This is a genomic window from Bacillus sp. 7884-1 (assembly GCF_002272245.1).
Taxonomy (GTDB): domain Bacteria; phylum Bacillota; class Bacilli; order Bacillales; family Cytobacillaceae; genus Neobacillus.
In genome coordinates this window covers 66242-82529 of record NZ_NPDD01000021.1, presented here as the reverse complement: position 1 = coordinate 82529, position 16288 = coordinate 66242, and the positions used below count along the sequence as shown (strand labels likewise).

12 protein-coding genes, 1 pseudogene and 1 other annotated feature are annotated in these 16288 nt (G+C 38.0%); of the genes and pseudogenes, 10 read left to right on the top strand and 3 right to left on the bottom strand.

Annotation, left to right across the window (positions count from 1 at the left end; genetic code table 11):
- Nucleotides 1-283 precede the first annotated feature (283 nt).
- Together CHI06_RS03485 and CHI06_RS03480 are read left to right on the top strand one after the other, a co-directional pair.
- Nucleotides 284-616 (top strand): hypothetical protein, encoded by a 333-nt coding sequence (locus CHI06_RS03485; protein ID WP_095247034.1) that lies wholly within the window; start codon nt 284-286, stop codon nt 614-616.
- A 375-nt stretch (nt 617-991) separates the two neighbouring features.
- Nucleotides 992-2116: an NADH-dependent flavin oxidoreductase gene (locus CHI06_RS03480; RefSeq protein WP_095247039.1), complete on the top strand. Its 1125-nt coding sequence runs from the start codon at nt 992-994 to the stop codon at nt 2114-2116.
- A 36-nt stretch (nt 2117-2152) separates the two neighbouring features.
- Here CHI06_RS03480 and CHI06_RS03475 read toward each other — a convergent pair whose 3' ends face one another.
- Nucleotides 2153-2341, bottom strand: a complete 189-nt coding sequence (locus CHI06_RS03475; protein ID WP_095247033.1) for a hypothetical protein — start codon at nt 2339-2341, stop codon at nt 2153-2155.
- 235 nt (nt 2342-2576) lie between these two features.
- On the bottom strand, nt 2577-3089 hold the full coding sequence (locus CHI06_RS03470; protein WP_095247032.1) for a gamma carbonic anhydrase family protein: 513 nt from the start codon (nt 3087-3089) through the stop codon (nt 2577-2579).
- A gap of 460 nt (nt 3090-3549) precedes the next feature.
- Here CHI06_RS03470 and CHI06_RS03465 point away from each other — a divergent pair.
- The 4 genes and pseudogenes from CHI06_RS03465 (at nt 3550) to CHI06_RS03450 (ending at nt 11842) form a co-directional block, all read left to right on the top strand.
- Nucleotides 3550-7829 (top strand): annotated as a pseudogene (locus CHI06_RS03465) (S8 family serine peptidase).
- Between the two features lie 157 nt (nt 7830-7986).
- Nucleotides 7987-8239, top strand: a binding site (T-box leader).
- A gap of 86 nt (nt 8240-8325) precedes the next feature.
- Nucleotides 8326-9597, top strand: coding sequence for a threonine ammonia-lyase IlvA (ilvA, locus tag CHI06_RS03460; protein ID WP_095247038.1), 1272 nt, complete (start codon nt 8326-8328; stop codon nt 9595-9597).
- Nucleotides 9598-9732: 135 nt separating this feature from the next.
- Entirely contained in the window at nt 9733-11325 is a 1593-nt protein-coding gene (locus tag CHI06_RS03455; protein ID WP_095247031.1) for an amidohydrolase, read from the top strand.
- Nucleotides 11326-11593: 268 nt separating this feature from the next.
- Complete coding sequence (locus CHI06_RS03450) at nt 11594-11842, top strand: hypothetical protein (RefSeq protein ID WP_095247030.1); 249 nt, start codon at nt 11594-11596, stop codon at nt 11840-11842.
- A 5-nt stretch (nt 11843-11847) separates the two neighbouring features.
- Here CHI06_RS03450 and CHI06_RS03445 read toward each other — a convergent pair whose 3' ends face one another.
- Nucleotides 11848-12705 (bottom strand): sulfite exporter TauE/SafE family protein, encoded by an 858-nt coding sequence (locus tag CHI06_RS03445; RefSeq protein ID WP_095247029.1) that lies wholly within the window; start codon nt 12703-12705, stop codon nt 11848-11850.
- Nucleotides 12706-12926: 221 nt separating this feature from the next.
- Here CHI06_RS03445 and rfbC point away from each other — a divergent pair, with 221 nt between their 5' ends.
- From rfbC to CHI06_RS03425, 4 genes are all read left to right on the top strand, one after another.
- Nucleotides 12927-13487 (top strand): dTDP-4-dehydrorhamnose 3,5-epimerase, encoded by a 561-nt coding sequence (gene rfbC, locus CHI06_RS03440; RefSeq protein WP_095247028.1) that lies wholly within the window; start codon nt 12927-12929, stop codon nt 13485-13487.
- A gap of 3 nt (nt 13488-13490) precedes the next feature.
- Nucleotides 13491-14345 carry a dTDP-4-dehydrorhamnose reductase gene (rfbD, locus tag CHI06_RS03435; protein ID WP_095247037.1) on the top strand — a complete coding sequence of 285 codons (855 nt, stop codon included), beginning with the start codon at nt 13491-13493 and terminating at the stop codon, nt 14343-14345.
- A complete protein-coding gene (gene rfbB / locus CHI06_RS03430) occupies nt 14345-15355 on the top strand; it encodes a dTDP-glucose 4,6-dehydratase (RefSeq protein ID WP_095247027.1) in 1011 nt (336 codons plus the stop codon). Before rfbD ends, rfbB begins: the two co-directional genes overlap by 1 nt.
- A gap of 189 nt (nt 15356-15544) precedes the next feature.
- On the top strand, nt 15545-16279 hold the full coding sequence (locus tag CHI06_RS03425; protein ID WP_095247036.1) for a sugar phosphate nucleotidyltransferase: 735 nt from the start codon (nt 15545-15547) through the stop codon (nt 16277-16279).
- Nucleotides 16280-16288 lie beyond the last annotated feature (9 nt).

Here is a 16288-nt window from a genome sequence, read left to right as displayed (position 1 = left end):
TCACTTTTAACGAAAGCGGTAACGAATAGCAGCTATTCATTCCCGTTTAGTACAATTTTTATTGGGAACAGTAATGAATAGACCGGAAATGTAAAAAACCAATGATAAATGTAACGATAAACGGTTGAAATTATTTCATAATTGAAATAAGCCCCCAAATAAAACTTGATATATGACTGGCTTGCGAACAGTTCTAGAACATTGTAAAGCATAATATTTCCTTGCCGGAACGAATATAATTCATCGACATACTTATTTTTATATTGAAAGTAGGTATTAATAGATGAAAAGTAAAATACACCGGTGTAATTGCAGGAAAGTATGGTCCATTCAAAATCGAAAAACTAAGGTAACGGCTACTTCTATTCTTTTGACCGGAGAATGGTCTGCAGAATTAAAACCTGAAAGGAGATGCGACCCAAAGGGATTTGTTACTACAAAGAGAAGTCATGAAATCATATTTAATCCACCTCGAGACTATATTGAGAATTTTAGAAAAGTAGAAAAACTAATTTATGATAAGAAAAATGTAAATTTCAATATAAAAAACGGAAAGTATTTATTATTTGCAGAGGATGGAACGTGTTATATCCTAGAAAAGGGAACAGATGCTTGAATATCAAACCCCACTAGCTGTTATTCTAACAGCTTATTTTTATGCAAATTAAATTTGTCAAAACAATATCATAAATGCAATCTAAAATAAGGCTTAAAAATATGTTAAATTAAAGCTAGAAGAATCTATTTATTAGTAGTGTTAATGTTAAAAACTAACACTAGAAGTATCCTTACCTTTGTAGTTTAATTGATTCCAAAGGCAAATATTACGATTGTAATTGAGGTGTCACCGATGAAATACACAGGTAGAATGACTTTGTTTTCCCACCTTGCTTAGTGCAAGGTGTTTTTTTATATTTGCGGGGTTATTTTCTATAAAGTAACTGAAAATAAGGAAGGGGAAAATGGAAATCGAATTGGGGGTACAAAACAGGTGAATTCTAAATATGCACCATTACTTGAGTCATATACATTTAAAAATGGAGTTCAAATAAAAAATCGAATCGTGATGGCACCAATGACCAATTGGTCATCGAATCCTGATGGAACTGTGACAGAAGCTGAAGTCAACTATTATGCTAGGCGCTCCGGTGGAGTAGGAATGGTCATTACCGCATGTACATATGTTACAGCAAATGGAAAAGGATTTCATGGTGAATTTGGCGGAGACAGAGATGAATTAATTCCTAGCTTACAAAAGCTGGCGACTGGGATTAAAAATCAGGGAGCAAAAGCCATTTTACAAATTTTTCACGGCGGCAGACAGGTTCCTCCTGAATTAATCCCAAATGATGACGTAGTTAGTGCCAGCAGCGTCCCTGTAGAAGGAATGGGAAAGCCTGTACCTAGAGAATTGTCTAATCAAGAAATAGAATCGATTATACATGACTTTGGTGAGACAACGCGAAGAGCGATAGAAGCAGGTTACGATGGTGTGGAAATCCACGGCGCGAACGGTTACTTGATTCAACAATTTTTCTCACCGCATTCTAATCGTCGAGAAGACCGTTGGGGAGGAAGTCTCGAGAAGCGCTTAACCTTCCCGTTAGCAATTGTCGATGAAGTAAAGAGAGTAGCAGCTGAGCATGCAACTGGCTCATTTATTGTTGGTTACCGCTTCTCACCGGAAGAGCCCGAAACTCCTGGGATTACCATGGCTGATACTCTTGTTTTACTTGATGAACTAGCAAAAAAGAACTTAGACTATCTTCATGTTTCATTACAAGATTTTTGGTCAACTCCAAGGAGAGGTGTGGATGATACCCGTTCACGAATTGAAATCATTCAAGAACGAGTTGGTGACAAAGTGCCTGTGATTGGGGTTGGGTCTATTTATACTCCGGATGAAGCTCTAAAAGCTATCCAAACTGGGCTTCCGCTTATTGCTTTAGGCCGGGAGCTTATTATCGATCCTGATTGGGTCCAAAAGATTGCAGAGGGAAAAGAGACCGAGATTAATACAGAGATTAACAAGGAAAACCAACACCAGTTAGTGATTCCAGATCAACTGTGGCAAGCAATCATTCATACACCTGGTTGGTTCCCTGGAGTTAATTAATAAAAAGAGTTCATCCCCTATTATGGATGAACTCTTTTACTGCTTATATTCAGCATTATAGGAATTTTCGCCAGAATGAACGGATAATAGTGTGTTTGCATAACCAACCAATCGATTTACAATTTCGTCTGCAAGTGCATAAACAATTTGGTGCTGTTTGCTATTATGAATATAAGCTTGAATAAAATACCAGCACAGATAAATAATAGTCTTAGTGTTAACCAATAACACTAATCTTCAATGTGGAGGGATATACTTTGAATATACTCTTTAGCATACTTAGAACTTTCATGCTTATCGGTATTAGATTAACCTATTTGCTTAATTATGTTCAATCTAAGTTAAACTATATGGTAAGGAAGCCAGTCAAGCTGAGCCCAGTGTATTCATAAAGTATTGTCTGATTCGCATTGTAGCAGAAAAGGCGAGCATAGCCCTATGCTTGCCTTTTTTTGTTTCTTCATTTTAGTATTTCTTTGTATTCTTTTCCTTTTTGTACATAGTTTTCACTGGAATATTGGAGCATTTGCAAATCTTTTTCCGTTAATTCACGTACAACTTTACCTGGAGAGCCGAGAACGAGTGATCGTGGCGGAATTTTGATACCGGCGGCTAGCAGCGTATTTGCCCCAATGATACATTCTTCACCCACTTCGACATTGTCTAATAAGGTCGAACCCATTCCGATTATAGAACAACTTCCAATCTTGCAGCCGTGTAGAATAACATTATGACCAATGGTAACATCATCTCCAATGACAACCGGAGAACCTTCATATAGATGAATGGTGGAATTATCTTGGATACTGCATCTTTTCCCAACAGTAATCGGGCCATCATCTCCTCGCAATACAGCATTAAACCAGACTGTTGATTCTTCACCAATCGTAACATCGCCAATTAAATAGGCACCTGGGGCTACAAATACACTTTGATGAATAGTAGGTGCTATACCATTATAGGGAATACGCATGACTAACTCTCTCCTTTATATTCAGAATTATTTTACAGTTTAGCTAGATTATACCATCTTAAACTGGGAAACAAGAATTCTTTCTATTGAAAAACATTACTTTCCCACTGCTCCTGTGTACTTAATACCGACATCAAGTATCGATACTACTAGGAAAAAATAATCATTTTATATAAATAGAGAAAATTACCCCAATAAAAAGACGGACAAAGTAGTATATAAAGATTCATTCCCACAATAACCTCTACGATGCCGACCTTAATTTGGGCTAATTTTCCATATTTCCCAATGAATACTAAACTACCATTTTTTTCCAACTGCTATTTTATAGACGGGATTCGACACAAAACCAAACCACTAAAAGGTATTTTTAAATTAGTACCAATGTTTTTAACATAAAGTGTGCGATAGGGAGGAGGGTAGATGACAGGTCAACCGAAAATACTTAGGGGGTAATGGGATGAGAAAAAAGAAACGTCGTTTTCTATCGGTGATGTGCACTGCCATGTTAGTTTTACCTTTGCTCATACAGCCTCAAGTGAGTTCAGCTGCTACAAAAGGAGTCAGTGTTTCAGCGAAAGACAGTTTAACATCTCCAGCGCAAAAGATTTCAAAAAGACTAGATAAACAATTTGATGAGAAAGAAAAGGTAACCTTTTTAATAAAAATGAAGGAACAGGTGGATACAGCTAGCGTAGCAAAAGAGGCTGAGAAAAAAGCGAGCCTCAATAAAGCAACACCGGCTAAAAGCAAATCATTGAAACGTTCTTCTATTGTTTCTGAGTTAAAAGCAACAGCACAGGAAACACAGTTTGAACTATTAGAATACCTGCAAAAGCAAGTAGAAGCGGGAGCAGCAAAAGATGTTCATTCCTATTATGTGGTCAACGGGATTGCGGTAACAGCTACAAAAGAGGTCATGGAAAAGGTTGCTTCCTTCCAAGAAGTAGAAAAAATCCTTCCAAATGAAACAAGACAATTGTTTGTTCCTGAAAAATCTGCTGGAGCGGTACTTGAACCAACAGCGGAAACGAATGCGATTGAATGGAATATTGATCGCGTAGGTGCTCCAGCCGTTTGGGAGATGGGGATTGATGGAAGTGGAATTACGGTTGCATCCATTGATACTGGCGTTCAGTGGAATCACCCTGCCTTACAGTCAAAATATCGTGGATTTGATCCAGCAACTGGCCAAGCATCACATAAAAACAACTGGTTTGACGCGGTAGGCGGTCAATCAGCACCATATGATGATTTAGGACATGGAACCCATGTTACCGGGACGATGGTAGGGTCTGAGCCAGACGGTTCTAATGCCATTGGTGTCGCACCTGGTGCAAAGTGGATTGCTGTTAAAGCATTTTCAGCGGCAGGTGGAACAGATGCTGATTTATTAGAAGCAGGTGAATGGATTTTAGCACCTAATGGAAATCCTGATTTGGCGCCAGATGTAGTAAATAACTCATGGGGTGGCGGAGCTGGTTTAGATGAGTGGTATCGCCCTATGGTTCAAGCATGGAGAGCAGCAGAAATCTTCCCAGAATTCTCAGCTGGTAACACAACATTAACTAATCCTGGTGGACCTGGTTCCGTTGCAAACCCTGCTAACTACCCTGAATCAGTCGCTACAGGTGCAACAGATATTAATAACCTACTAGGAAGTTTTTCATTATTAGGACCATCTCCATATGAAGAGATTAAGCCAGAGCTTTCAGCACCAGGTGTTAACATTCGCTCCTCTGTACCTGGCAGCAGCTATGAAGGTGGATGGAATGGAACATCGATGGCTGGCCCGCACGTAGCAGCAGCGATAGCCTTATTACTACAAGCGAATTCAAGTTTAAGTGTTGACGAGTTAGAAGAAATATTATTAACAACCGCTATTCCTTTAACCGACAATACGTATCCAGAATCTCCAAACAACGGTTATGGATCGGGTCTCTTAAATGTATATGATGCAGTATCCTCTGTCATTTCTGGCTTAGGAAAGCTGAAAGGACAGGTAACAAAAGAAGGAAACGACAGTGAAGCTCCTGTGTTAGAACATTCCCAACCTGCCACGGTTTTTGCAGGAATGCCGCTAACGTTACAAGCTTCAGCTGCCGACAATATCAGTGTAACAAATGTGGAAGTTGAATATCAATTAGAAGATGGCACTACTAATACAATTGCTGCAGAACGAATCAGCGGTGATTATAAAAATGGAATCTATCAAGCAGCTATCCCAGGAGAGGATATTGCTGGTGAATCAATCTCCTATACGATTAAAGTACTTGATTTCGGTGGAAATGAAACAGTCAATGAATATTCTGTAGCCGTACTCCCAGGAATAACAGTTGGATACGCACAGGATTTTGAGAGTAATCCAGATGGCTGGACTTCTTATGGTGCCGCTAATACGTGGGAATGGGGCACGCCAACAACCGGACCTGGAACAGCATTCTCAGGTGAAAAAGTTTATGGAACCAACTTAGACGGTACGTATGATAGCAGAGCCAACATGTCACTGCAAATGCCGCCAATCGATTTACCAGAAGGAAGCAGTTACTTACAATTTAAACAATGGTACAATCTTGAAAGAAACTATGATTATGGTCATGTATACGTATCAACTGATAATGTAAACTGGGTTCAAAAGCTTCGGGTAAATAATCTATCCAATGGATGGGTAGATGGTGAAGTTGATTTGAGTGAATATGCCGGTCAACGAATCTATGTTGCTTTTAATGTAACGACTGATGGCAGTGTGGTTAGAGATGGCTGGTATTTAGATGATGTTACCCTATCTGATACTGCACTCACTGTACCACAACAATTAGGAGTAGTAGCAGACAAAGAAGACTCATCTGCAAATGTAGAAATAAAAGAAAAAGTAAATCCAAATAAAATTACCATTCAAATGCCTGAGGCTGCTAAAGAAGCTAGCAGTGATAAGGTTGCTCCGGTTGTCTTGCCGATGCAGGCTCAGGTAACGGTATTAGAATCAGGTCGATCTGTTAAAACAAATCCTGCGAACGGAAGCTTTGAAATGACACATGCTGCAGGTGAGTTTACGGTTGTTGCTGAAAGCTATGGTTACCAATCAGAAACACAAACCGTGAACATTGAGCAGGATGGTGAAGTGACAGCTAACTTTACTTTAGAAGAACTTCCTAAAGGTACAGTAGCAGGAACTGTTCTTACCAAGCAACGGGTGAGCCTGTAGCAGGAGCAACAGTCTACTTAATTGAAGATGCTAATATTGCACCTGTCGCAACAGATGAAAACGGACAATATTCATTAACAGGCTATGAAGGCGACTATACGTTAAAAATCATTGCACCTCATTTTTATAGTCAAGAAGTGTCTGTTTCTCTACAAGGAAATATTTCACAAAACTTTGAATTGAAGCCATTCATTGGTTATCCAAGTGAAATTGGCTATGATGACGGAACAGCTGAAAATGCCAGAGCATTTTTCGACGCAGGTAATGGCTGGGCTGTGAAAATGTCATTAGCACCTGGTAATGAAAAGGCACTTGTTTCCGGAGGATTATTCCGATTCTGGGATACAGAATGGCCAGTTCCTGGTGGTACAAATTTCAAAGTGGCAGTTTATGATGCCAGTGGTCCAGATGGAGCACCAGGTAAAAAACTTGCTGGTCCAATAGATGCAACAGCATTAAGAAATGGTCAGTGGACACATGTAGATTTAAGCAGTCACGGTATTGTCGTTGAAGGAGATTTCTACCTTGTTTATATCCAAGCTGGAATCAACACGGCTTCACCAGGACTTGGAACAGATGAAGATGGTGAAAATGCATTAAGAAGCTGGCAACTAGTGGGCGGCGCTTGGTCACCATCACCTGAAGAAGAAGGAAACTACATGATTCGTGCAGTGGTAGACTATGAAGTAAGTGCTCCGACAATCACATCGCCAGTGGATGGTTCCTTTACAAACGTTGGCACTGTAACGGTCGAAGGGAAAGTTGCACCAACCACAACCGTTCATATTTACAATCATGGAGAAGAAATTGCAACCGGTGAAGCCACAGATGCTGGTACGTATTCAATAGAGGTATCACTTCAAGATGGAGAAAACAGTCTAACAGCAAAAGCTTCAACTGTGAAAGGTATAACAGATGCGTCAGCACCTATAGGGGTAGTATATGACCAGCATGTGCCAGAGTTAGCCATTACAAGCCCAACAGATGGTGGGAAAATAAATAAGGAAACTGTCACCGTTACGGGTACAGTTGTAGATGATTATTTGAACTCTGTTACGGTTAATGGTACGAAAGCCAAGGTGGAAAATGGCACCTATTCAGCTAGAATAATACTAGATGAAGGAACAAATACGATTGCAGTTACGGCAGAGGACCAAGCAGGTAATAGAACCGAACAAACACTTCAAGTGAATGTGGATTATACAGCACCAGTGATTTCAGATGTAAAACCTGCTGTGGATAAGACGTTGAAAAAAGGTGAAAGTGTAAAAATTGAATTCACAAGTGAGCCTGGTTTAAAGTCTTCTTTTGTGATTCATATGCCTTTAACCAATCTTATCTCAGTACAAAATGCAACAGAACTGCCAATGATGGAGGTTTCACCAGGATATTATGTAGGCTACTACACAGCTACAAAAGACATGGTAGCCGATGGTGCTATGATTGAAGTCAAAGCAGTAGATACATTTGGTAATGCGGCTAGAGAATTAGCAGCAGGCAAATTGTTTATCAATGTAAAGAAAAAAGGTAAGTAAGAGTCAAGAGAAAGGAGTAATCTACCAATTCGTTTGGAGATTGCTCCTTTTTTTCCACTTTAACGAATGAAAGCGCTTTATAATTAACAAAATAATTAAAATAGTCAAATAATATTGACGAAGCCTATTTACCGTGATAATCTTATTAATAATTTAAAATGTATCAATGACGAGAAGAGTAGGATTTGCTGTTTGTCCCTAAGAGAGTCGACATTTGCTGGGAGTCGATGGCAGGGCTTATCTGAAAATCATCTCCGAGATGTTTAGCTGAAAATTTGAAAGTAAGCTATACCGGAATAAGCCGCCGTTACATGGAATACGTATTATTATTATACGTTGATCGAGAGCCGCAGCCTGGTGATTTTTGCTGCGGAAGTAGGGTGGTATCGCGAGTTAAACTCGTCCCTATACAAGGGGCGGGTTTTTTGTTGTTTACAAAAACCTATAAGAGCCTTAGAAAATGGCAAATTTTAAAAAGAAAGAGGAGGAAAGTGAAATGAATCAACAAGTCGACCAAAAAGAAAAAGCCTTTCAAGTAGAGGATATCATTATTGCAAGCCACACCATTAAGGATGTGATTTCACCAACTCCCTTGCAGTATAATCACTTATTATCAGAGCGATATGGCTGTCATATATATTTGAAGAGAGAAGACCTGCAAAGTGTTCGCTCCTTTAAAATCCGCGGTGCTTATAATCGCATCAAGAAGCTAACAGAGGAAGAATTAGAAAATGGCATTATTTGTGCCAGTGCTGGAAACCACGCACAAGGTGTCGCCTATTCTTGCAATCATTTAAAAATTAATGGAAAAGTCTTTATGCCAAGTACCACTCCTAAACAAAAGGTGAATCAAGTGAAATTTTGGGGTAAGGAACATGTAGAAATTGTTTTAGTAGGGGATACCTTTGACGATGCTTATGAAAAAGCGATGGAATGCAGTCAGGTAGAAAATAGAACGTTTATCCACCCATTCGATGATCCAGACGTTATTGCCGGTCAAGGGACAGTTGCGGTAGAACTGTTAAATGAATGCCCAGAAAAAATCGATTACCTATTTGCGGCAATTGGTGGTGGAGGCCTTATCTCGGGTGTTGGTACGTATATGCAGCATTTCTCTCCAGAGACAACATTAATTGGTGTCGAGCCGCAGGGTGCTGCAGGAATGAAGGCGTCGATTTCAAAAGGTGAAGTAACTTCATTAAAAGAAATTGATCCATTTGTTGATGGTGCAGCCGTGAAGACTGTCGGTTCCATGACCTTTAACATTTGTAAAGAGTTCGTGAAGGATATTGTCGTCGTACCTGAAGGAAAGGTTTGTACCACATTACTATCTCTTTATAATGAAAATGCGATTGTCGTTGAGCCTACAGGGGCGCTTTCAATTGCTGCGTTAGATGAATATGCGGAAGAAATAAAAGGGAAAATAGTTGTCTGCATCGTCAGTGGAGGAAACAATGATATCGGTCGTATGCAGGAAATTAAAGAACGCTCGAAGCTCTATGAAGGACTGCGACATTATTTTATCGTCCAATTTCCACAACGCCCAGGTGCATTACGTGAGTTTCTAGATGATGTCTTGGGACCCAATGATGATATCAGCCATTTCGAATATACGAAAAAGAACAATCGTGAAACTGGACCAGCTTTAGTCGGGATTGAACTAAAAACCAAAGAGGATTACTATCCTTTAATGGAACGGATTAAAGCAAAAGGGTTTGTCTTCCGCGAAGTGAATAATGACAGTACCCTATTCCAAATGCTTGTATAAAATCAAAGAGCCCGCCTATGGGCTCTTTTACTGCTTTTCTAGCCCGTTCTCTAATTCTAGCTATTTCCTAGCACTTTAAATGAATTTTCATTTATAATTATTTCAGATAATAATAAATTACAAGGTGGGGGCTATGTGTCGAAGACAATATACACAAATGGGTTAATTTATACGCTTGACACCAATCAACCTGTGGTTGAATCAGTTGTGGTAGAGAATGGCAGGATTATAGATTTAGGTGCACATCATGAAATGAGATTACAATGGGGAAGAGCAGGAGCAAGAGTATTTGATCTACAGGGGAAAATGGTTACCCCAGGTCTGATAGACAGCCACTTACACATGTCAGGTGTGGCATTTAATTTCCTAGACTTAGATTTAACGGGGGTTACATCGAAATCAGAAATACTCGATAAAATAAAGGATAAAGCGGCTAATGTCGCTCCTGGGAAATGGTTAATTGGGATGGGCTGGGATGAGAATCTTTTCACTGAAGGATCTATTCCTACTATGGAGGAACTAGATTATGTGGCACCACATTGTCCTATTTACCTAAAAAGAATCTGCCACCATGCATTTTTAGTAAATAGTAAAGCACTTGAAATAAGTCAGTATCATCCTTTGATTGAAGTACCGAAGGGCGGAAGTGTGGTATTGGATCCACATACAAAAAAGCCTACAGGAATGCTATTGGAATCTGCTTCACAGATCGTAACCAAACATATCCCAGACAAAACGTACGATGAATTAAAGAATGGGCTGGGTCATGCGATGAAATTTGCTATCAAAAAAGGCTTAACCAGCGTACATACCAACGATCCTGCCTACTTAGGCGGCCTTGCGCAAACCTATCGCATGTATGATGAATTAATCAATCATGAACAAAAAGGCCTGCGCTGTAATCTTTTGATTGATTATCCTTACCTGCCTGCATTAAAGGAAAAAGGAATGTTTGCCGGTTATGGGAATGAGAAACTGCAAATTGGAGCAATTAAAATATTTGCAGATGGAGCATTTGGACGTAGGACAGCTCTGCTTTCTGAGCCTTATAACGACGATCCAAGTCAATTTGGAGAAGCCATGCAAACGCAGGAAGTTCTTTTTAACATTGTAAAAGATGCACGGGAGCAATCCATGCCAATTGCTGTTCATACGATTGGTGATAAGGCATTAGAAGATGTTCTCGATATCTTGGATCAATTTCCAAGAATGAACTATCGTGATCGGATTATCCATACTTCGTTGGTCAGAGAAGATTTAATTGCACGATTAGCGGATCCAAGTATCGTTGCAGACATTCAGCCGCGATTTGTTGTGGGGGATTATCCATGGATAATCGACCGGATAGGGAGGGAGCGAGAAGCTTATTTATACGCATGGAAATCCCTACTATCAAAAGGGGTTATCTGTGCGGGCGGCTCTGATGCACCAGTTGAGCCTGTTGATCCATTGCTTGGTATTCATGCAGCTGTTACTCGGACAACACCTGGGAAGCCTGACATATGGAATGGAGATCAGAAAATTTCGATGCTTGAAGCCGTAAAGTTATTCACAATCGGTGGAGCCTATGCAACAAATGAAGAAGCAATAAAAGGTACCATTTCAAGAGGAAAGTTAGCGGATATGACGGTGTATTCTAAGAATCTCTTTGCTTTGGAAGATCCTGACGAACTATTAGATACGAAGATTGAAATGACCATTATTGACGGGGAAATTCAAAAAGTATAGAAGCAAAAACTAGAGCATTGGATTTTGATGCTCTTTTCTTATTTTTAACGAAATTGCAAAATGAAAGAAACTAACTTATAAATTTTTTTATAAGGGATAAATTAGAATTGAAAACGGAATTATATTTAATAAAAATATGCCGATTAAACAAAAGTAGGGACATGTATCAATAAACAGTTTCATGGAAGAATCACCAAGAGCATTCGTCAGGGATTAATTCGCATACCCAAACTTTTTTACCAGATAAACCCTAAATGAGGTGTCCTTTTTGTTAGTTAAGTTTAAATATAAAGAAAATTCTACAATTTTTTTAAAAAAAGATTACCCTGACATTTTACCAATTATGGCAATGGTCAAGGAAAAAGTTGCTTTGAGCTATTTACATGATTTGGAAGGGGAAGAAACTGTTTATGGCAGGTTTTACGATTGTGAGTACATAATCGAATTCCATTCTGGGGAAATAGTGGAAAGTTTATTAGTTACTATTGATTGTGTTGATAGTAGTTTGAACAATTAATTGATTCACTTTCTTATCTTCTTAATTACGTTAATCACAGCAAGTATCCAAAAAATAGAAAGTACTGTATAAGCAAATAGACTTATTGTAGGTGAGACATCTAAAGTGCCTAGTAAAGTTCTGATATTAGTTAAGATAATAATTCCACCTACCAGAGTTCCTAATAGATTAGTAGGCATTACCTTGACTAACCAAGCAGCAATTGGAGCTGCAATAATACCACCAATCATTAATGCAACTACCCATTGAATATTAATTTGAGACCATCCTAGGGTTAAAAGAAAACCTAGTGTAGATGAAACAGCAATTGCAAATTCACTTGTATCTACTGAACCAATTACTTTTCTTGGTTCCATCGTGTTGCTTGTTAGTAATACAGGTGTTGCGATTGGACCCCATCCTCCTCCTCCAGTAGCATCAAAAAAGCCAGCAATAAAGCCGAGAGGTATCATCTGCTGTTTTCCCATTTTCTTTTTTGATAATTGTTCAGAAGGATTAAATTTAAATAGAAAACGATAAATGACAAAGACACCCAAAATTAACAGAAAAAATGAAACATAGGGTTTAAGAATGTCACCAGGGATACTGCCTAAAAAACAGGCACCTATAAAAGCTCCAATAGAACCAGGTATAATTAAACTGTAGACAACATGTTTATCCACGTTTCCGAATCGAATATGCGAAACCCCCGATGCAGCGGTAGTAACTACTTCTGCCATGTGAACAGAGGCAGAGGCAACAGCGGGTGCAATACCAAACATAAGTAATAATGAAGTTGAGGTAACTCCATAGGCCATTCCCAAGGAGCCATCTACTAGCTGTGCTACCAATCCAATCAAAGCAAGAATTATTAGCCTTCTCATAACAACCTCTCCTTTTGAAAAATATCCTCAAAAGCCAAATAAATTGGTAACTATGCTATCACATGAATTAGACCTATTGTAATGTTGACTTATCTAAAACAGTTTCTTTCCTACAATATGAGAGGACAAAATAGAGGGTTCCAGTATATCTAAATTGCCATTAGCAATGTTAGTCTAAATGGTAAATAGACGCATATTTTTAAATGAAGAGGTGGTATAAATTGAATATTGTGGAGACTTCTCTACCAGGGGTAAAAATAATTGAACCCAAGGTATTTGGTGATCATCGGGGATGGTTTATGGAAACCTACAACAATGCTACTTTTCAAGCGGCCGGAATAGAGATAGAATTTGTTCAAGAAAATCAATCGTTTTCTATCGGTAAAGGGACTATAAGAGGAATGCATTATCAATTAAAACCTAAAGCACAAGCTAAGCTCGTTCGATGCACGAATGGGGCTATTTTTGATGTGGCAGTAGATATTCGAAAAGGAAGTCCAGCATTTGGAAAATGGGTAGGTGTTGAACTTAGTGCAGATAATAAAAAGCAATTATTTATCCCAAAAGGATTTGCACATGGATTCATGACATTAACAGATAATGCAGACGTTCAATACAAGGTTGATGAGTTATATGCCCCGGAGTGTGACCGTGGATTTTTTTGGAATGATCCCCAAATTGGAATCGTTTGGCCTATTGATATTACTCCTATATTATCAGTGAAAGATGAAAATACACCACCCCTTTCTAAGGCTGAAAATAATTTTATCTATGGAGAATAAATGATGAAAATTCTAGTAACAGGTTATACAGGACAATTGGGTTTTGATGTTGTTCGAGAGGGAGTAATCCGTGGAATTGACATGGTTGGTATTGGGTCAAAAGATTTAAACATTACGGATGGTCCAAATGTTTACAAATTTATACAGGATATGAAACCTGAGGCGATTATTCATTGTGCGGCCTATACTGCAGTAGATAAAGCAGAAGATGATAAGGAAAACTGTTGGAAAGTGAATGTGGAAGGTACAGCACATTTGGCTAATGCGGCAAAAGAATTTGCTGCGAAGTTTATTTATATTAGTACCGATTATGTTTTCGATGGATTAGGAAAAGTTCCATTTATCGAAACGGATGTACCTAATCCAGTTGGATTCTATGGGCTTACTAAATATGAAGGTGAAAAAGTAGTGCAGTCTCTTTTAAACAAATGGTTCATTGTCCGAATATCATGGGTATTCGGAATGAATGGCAGCAATTTTGTTAAGACAATGCTTGAGTTATCAGAAACCCATGATGAACTAAATATTGTGGGAGATCAGGTGGGTTCTCCTACCTATACATTTGAGTTGTCACGCTTATTATTGGATATGATCCAAACAGAAAAATATGGTATATATCATGCAACGAATGAAGGGTTTTGCAGTTGGGCAGAATTTTCCAAAGAAATTTTTTATATAACGAACAAAACGACCAAAGTAAATTCCATTTCATCAGAAGAATATCCCACAAGAGCCATTCGTCCAAAAAACTCCCGCTTGTCTAAACAAAAGTTAATCGAAAATGGTTTCAATCCATTGCCTGCCTGGCAGGAATCATTAGAACACTTTTTAAAAACTTTAAAATTGGAGGGGATATAATGGCAAAGAAAAAAATTCTGGTAACGGGTGGAGCGGGATTCATAGGTGGAAATTTCGTACAGTATATGGTAAATAAATACCCCTTCTACGATATTTATAATTTAGATTCATTAACTTATGCAGGTGACTTAACAAAGCACTGTGAAATCGAAAAAAAAGAAAATTACCACTTTATACAAGCAGATATCATAGAGCGAGAGGCGATTTTCTCTCTTTTTATAAAAGAAAAATTTGAATATGTTGTCCATTTCGCCGCAGAAACTCATGTCGACCGATCGATAACAGATCCTGGAATATTTCTTCATACGAACGTGTTGGGCACACTAATATTACTAGACGCTGCAAAACAAATGGGGGTTAATAAATTTGTCCATGTTTCAACTGATGAGGTATATGGTGAATTAAATGTTGATCCAACCACATTTTTTACTGAAGAAACTCCACTTCAACCAAATAGTCCTTATAGTGCAAGTAAGGCATCGTCTGATTTATTAGTACGTACCTACCATAAAACATTTGGACTTTCAATCAATATAACACGTTGTTCAAATAATTATGGGCCTTTCCAATTTCCTGAAAAATTAATACCGTTAACAATTTCACATGTACTAGATAATGTAAAGGTACCCTTATATGGTGACGGCAGTAATATTCGAGATTGGCTGCATGTACGAGATCACTGTTCAGCAATCGATCTTGTCCTACATGAAGGAGTTAATGGTGATGTGTATAATATTGGCGGTCATAATGAGCAGACGAATTTAGAAGTGGTAAAAACTATTATTCAAATGTTGGGAAAATCTGAAGAGTTAATTGAATTTGTAGCAGACCGCTTAGGGCATGATAAACGATACGCTATTGACCCTTCTAAGATAGAAAAGTTGGGTTGGAAACCAGCTTATACATTTAAAACAGGGATTGCTCAAACGATTCATTGGTATCTTAATAATAAATGGTGGTGGGAGCAACTAATCAAAAGGAATACTAATTTTACTTTAGGAAGTAAATAGTCCTTAAATAAAGGGTTTGATTAAATAAACTAAACTACAAATGGTTTTTAGGTCTATGTCAATTGGGGGATTTTTTTCCCAATGTCTCCTAAAAAGGCTATTCTAAAGTATTTTAAGAGGAAAGTTATACCAGCCATTTTTTTTTCATAACTTTATAAAGGGTGATTTTAAATGGAAAAAGATGTAGTCATGAAAGGAGTAATACTAGCTGGAGGTAAAGGTACTCGTTTAGAACCTTTTACCAAGGTACTTAATAAACACCTGCTCCCAGTTGGCCCCTACCCAATGATTTATTGGCCAATAAGTAAGTTAAAACATGCAGGAATAAAAGATATTTTAATTATTACGAACAAACAACATTTAAATCCATTTATAAACATATTGGGTTATGGTGAAGAATTAGGTGTTAATTTGTCCTATAACATTCAAAATGAAAAGGGGGTAGGTATTGCAGATGCTTTAAAATGTGCAGAAGAATTCGTTGATGATAAGTTTATTGTTTTGTTAGGGGACAATTTATTTGATGACGATTTATTGCCCTTTATTGTTGATTTTCAAAAAGGACATCAACAGGCAAAAGTACTATTAAAAGAAGTAATGGACCCAGAAAGATATGGGATTGCATTATTAGATCAAAGACAAAATTCAATTATTTCTATCATTGAAAAGCCTAAAAATCCTACATCAAGGTTATGTGTTACAGGAATTTATTTTTATGACAAATCAGTATTTAAATTAATTGATTCATTGCATCCTTCAAGCCGAGGAGAAAAAGAAATTACTGATTTAAATAATCTTTATATTAATAGAAATGGTCTAAGATTTGGCATCTTAAAAAGCTGGTGGTTAGATGCAGGAACTCATCATGCCTTATTTAAAGCTAATAAACATTTTTATGAAAGAGAAATAGAAACTAATTCTTAAAATAACAGA

Excerpts from the sequence above, each read along its gene's own strand:
- CHI06_RS03485 (WP_095247034.1), top strand. The coding sequence starts at position 284 with ATGAAAAGTAAAATACACCGGTGTAATTGCAGGAAAGTATGGTCCATT.
- CHI06_RS03470 (WP_095247032.1), bottom strand. The coding sequence starts at position 3,089 with ATGCGTATTCCCTATAATGGTATAGCACCTACTATTCATCAAAGTGTA.
- ilvA (WP_095247038.1), top strand. The coding sequence starts at position 8,326 with ATGAATCAACAAGTCGACCAAAAAGAAAAAGCCTTTCAAGTAGAGGAT.
- CHI06_RS03445 (WP_095247029.1), bottom strand. The coding sequence starts at position 12,705 with ATGAGAAGGCTAATAATTCTTGCTTTGATTGGATTGGTAGCACAGCTA.
- rfbD (WP_095247037.1), top strand. The coding sequence starts at position 13,491 with ATGAAAATTCTAGTAACAGGTTATACAGGACAATTGGGTTTTGATGTT.
- rfbB (WP_095247027.1), top strand. The coding sequence starts at position 14,345 with ATGGCAAAGAAAAAAATTCTGGTAACGGGTGGAGCGGGATTCATAGGT.
- CHI06_RS03425 (WP_095247036.1), top strand. The coding sequence starts at position 15,545 with ATGAAAGGAGTAATACTAGCTGGAGGTAAAGGTACTCGTTTAGAACCT.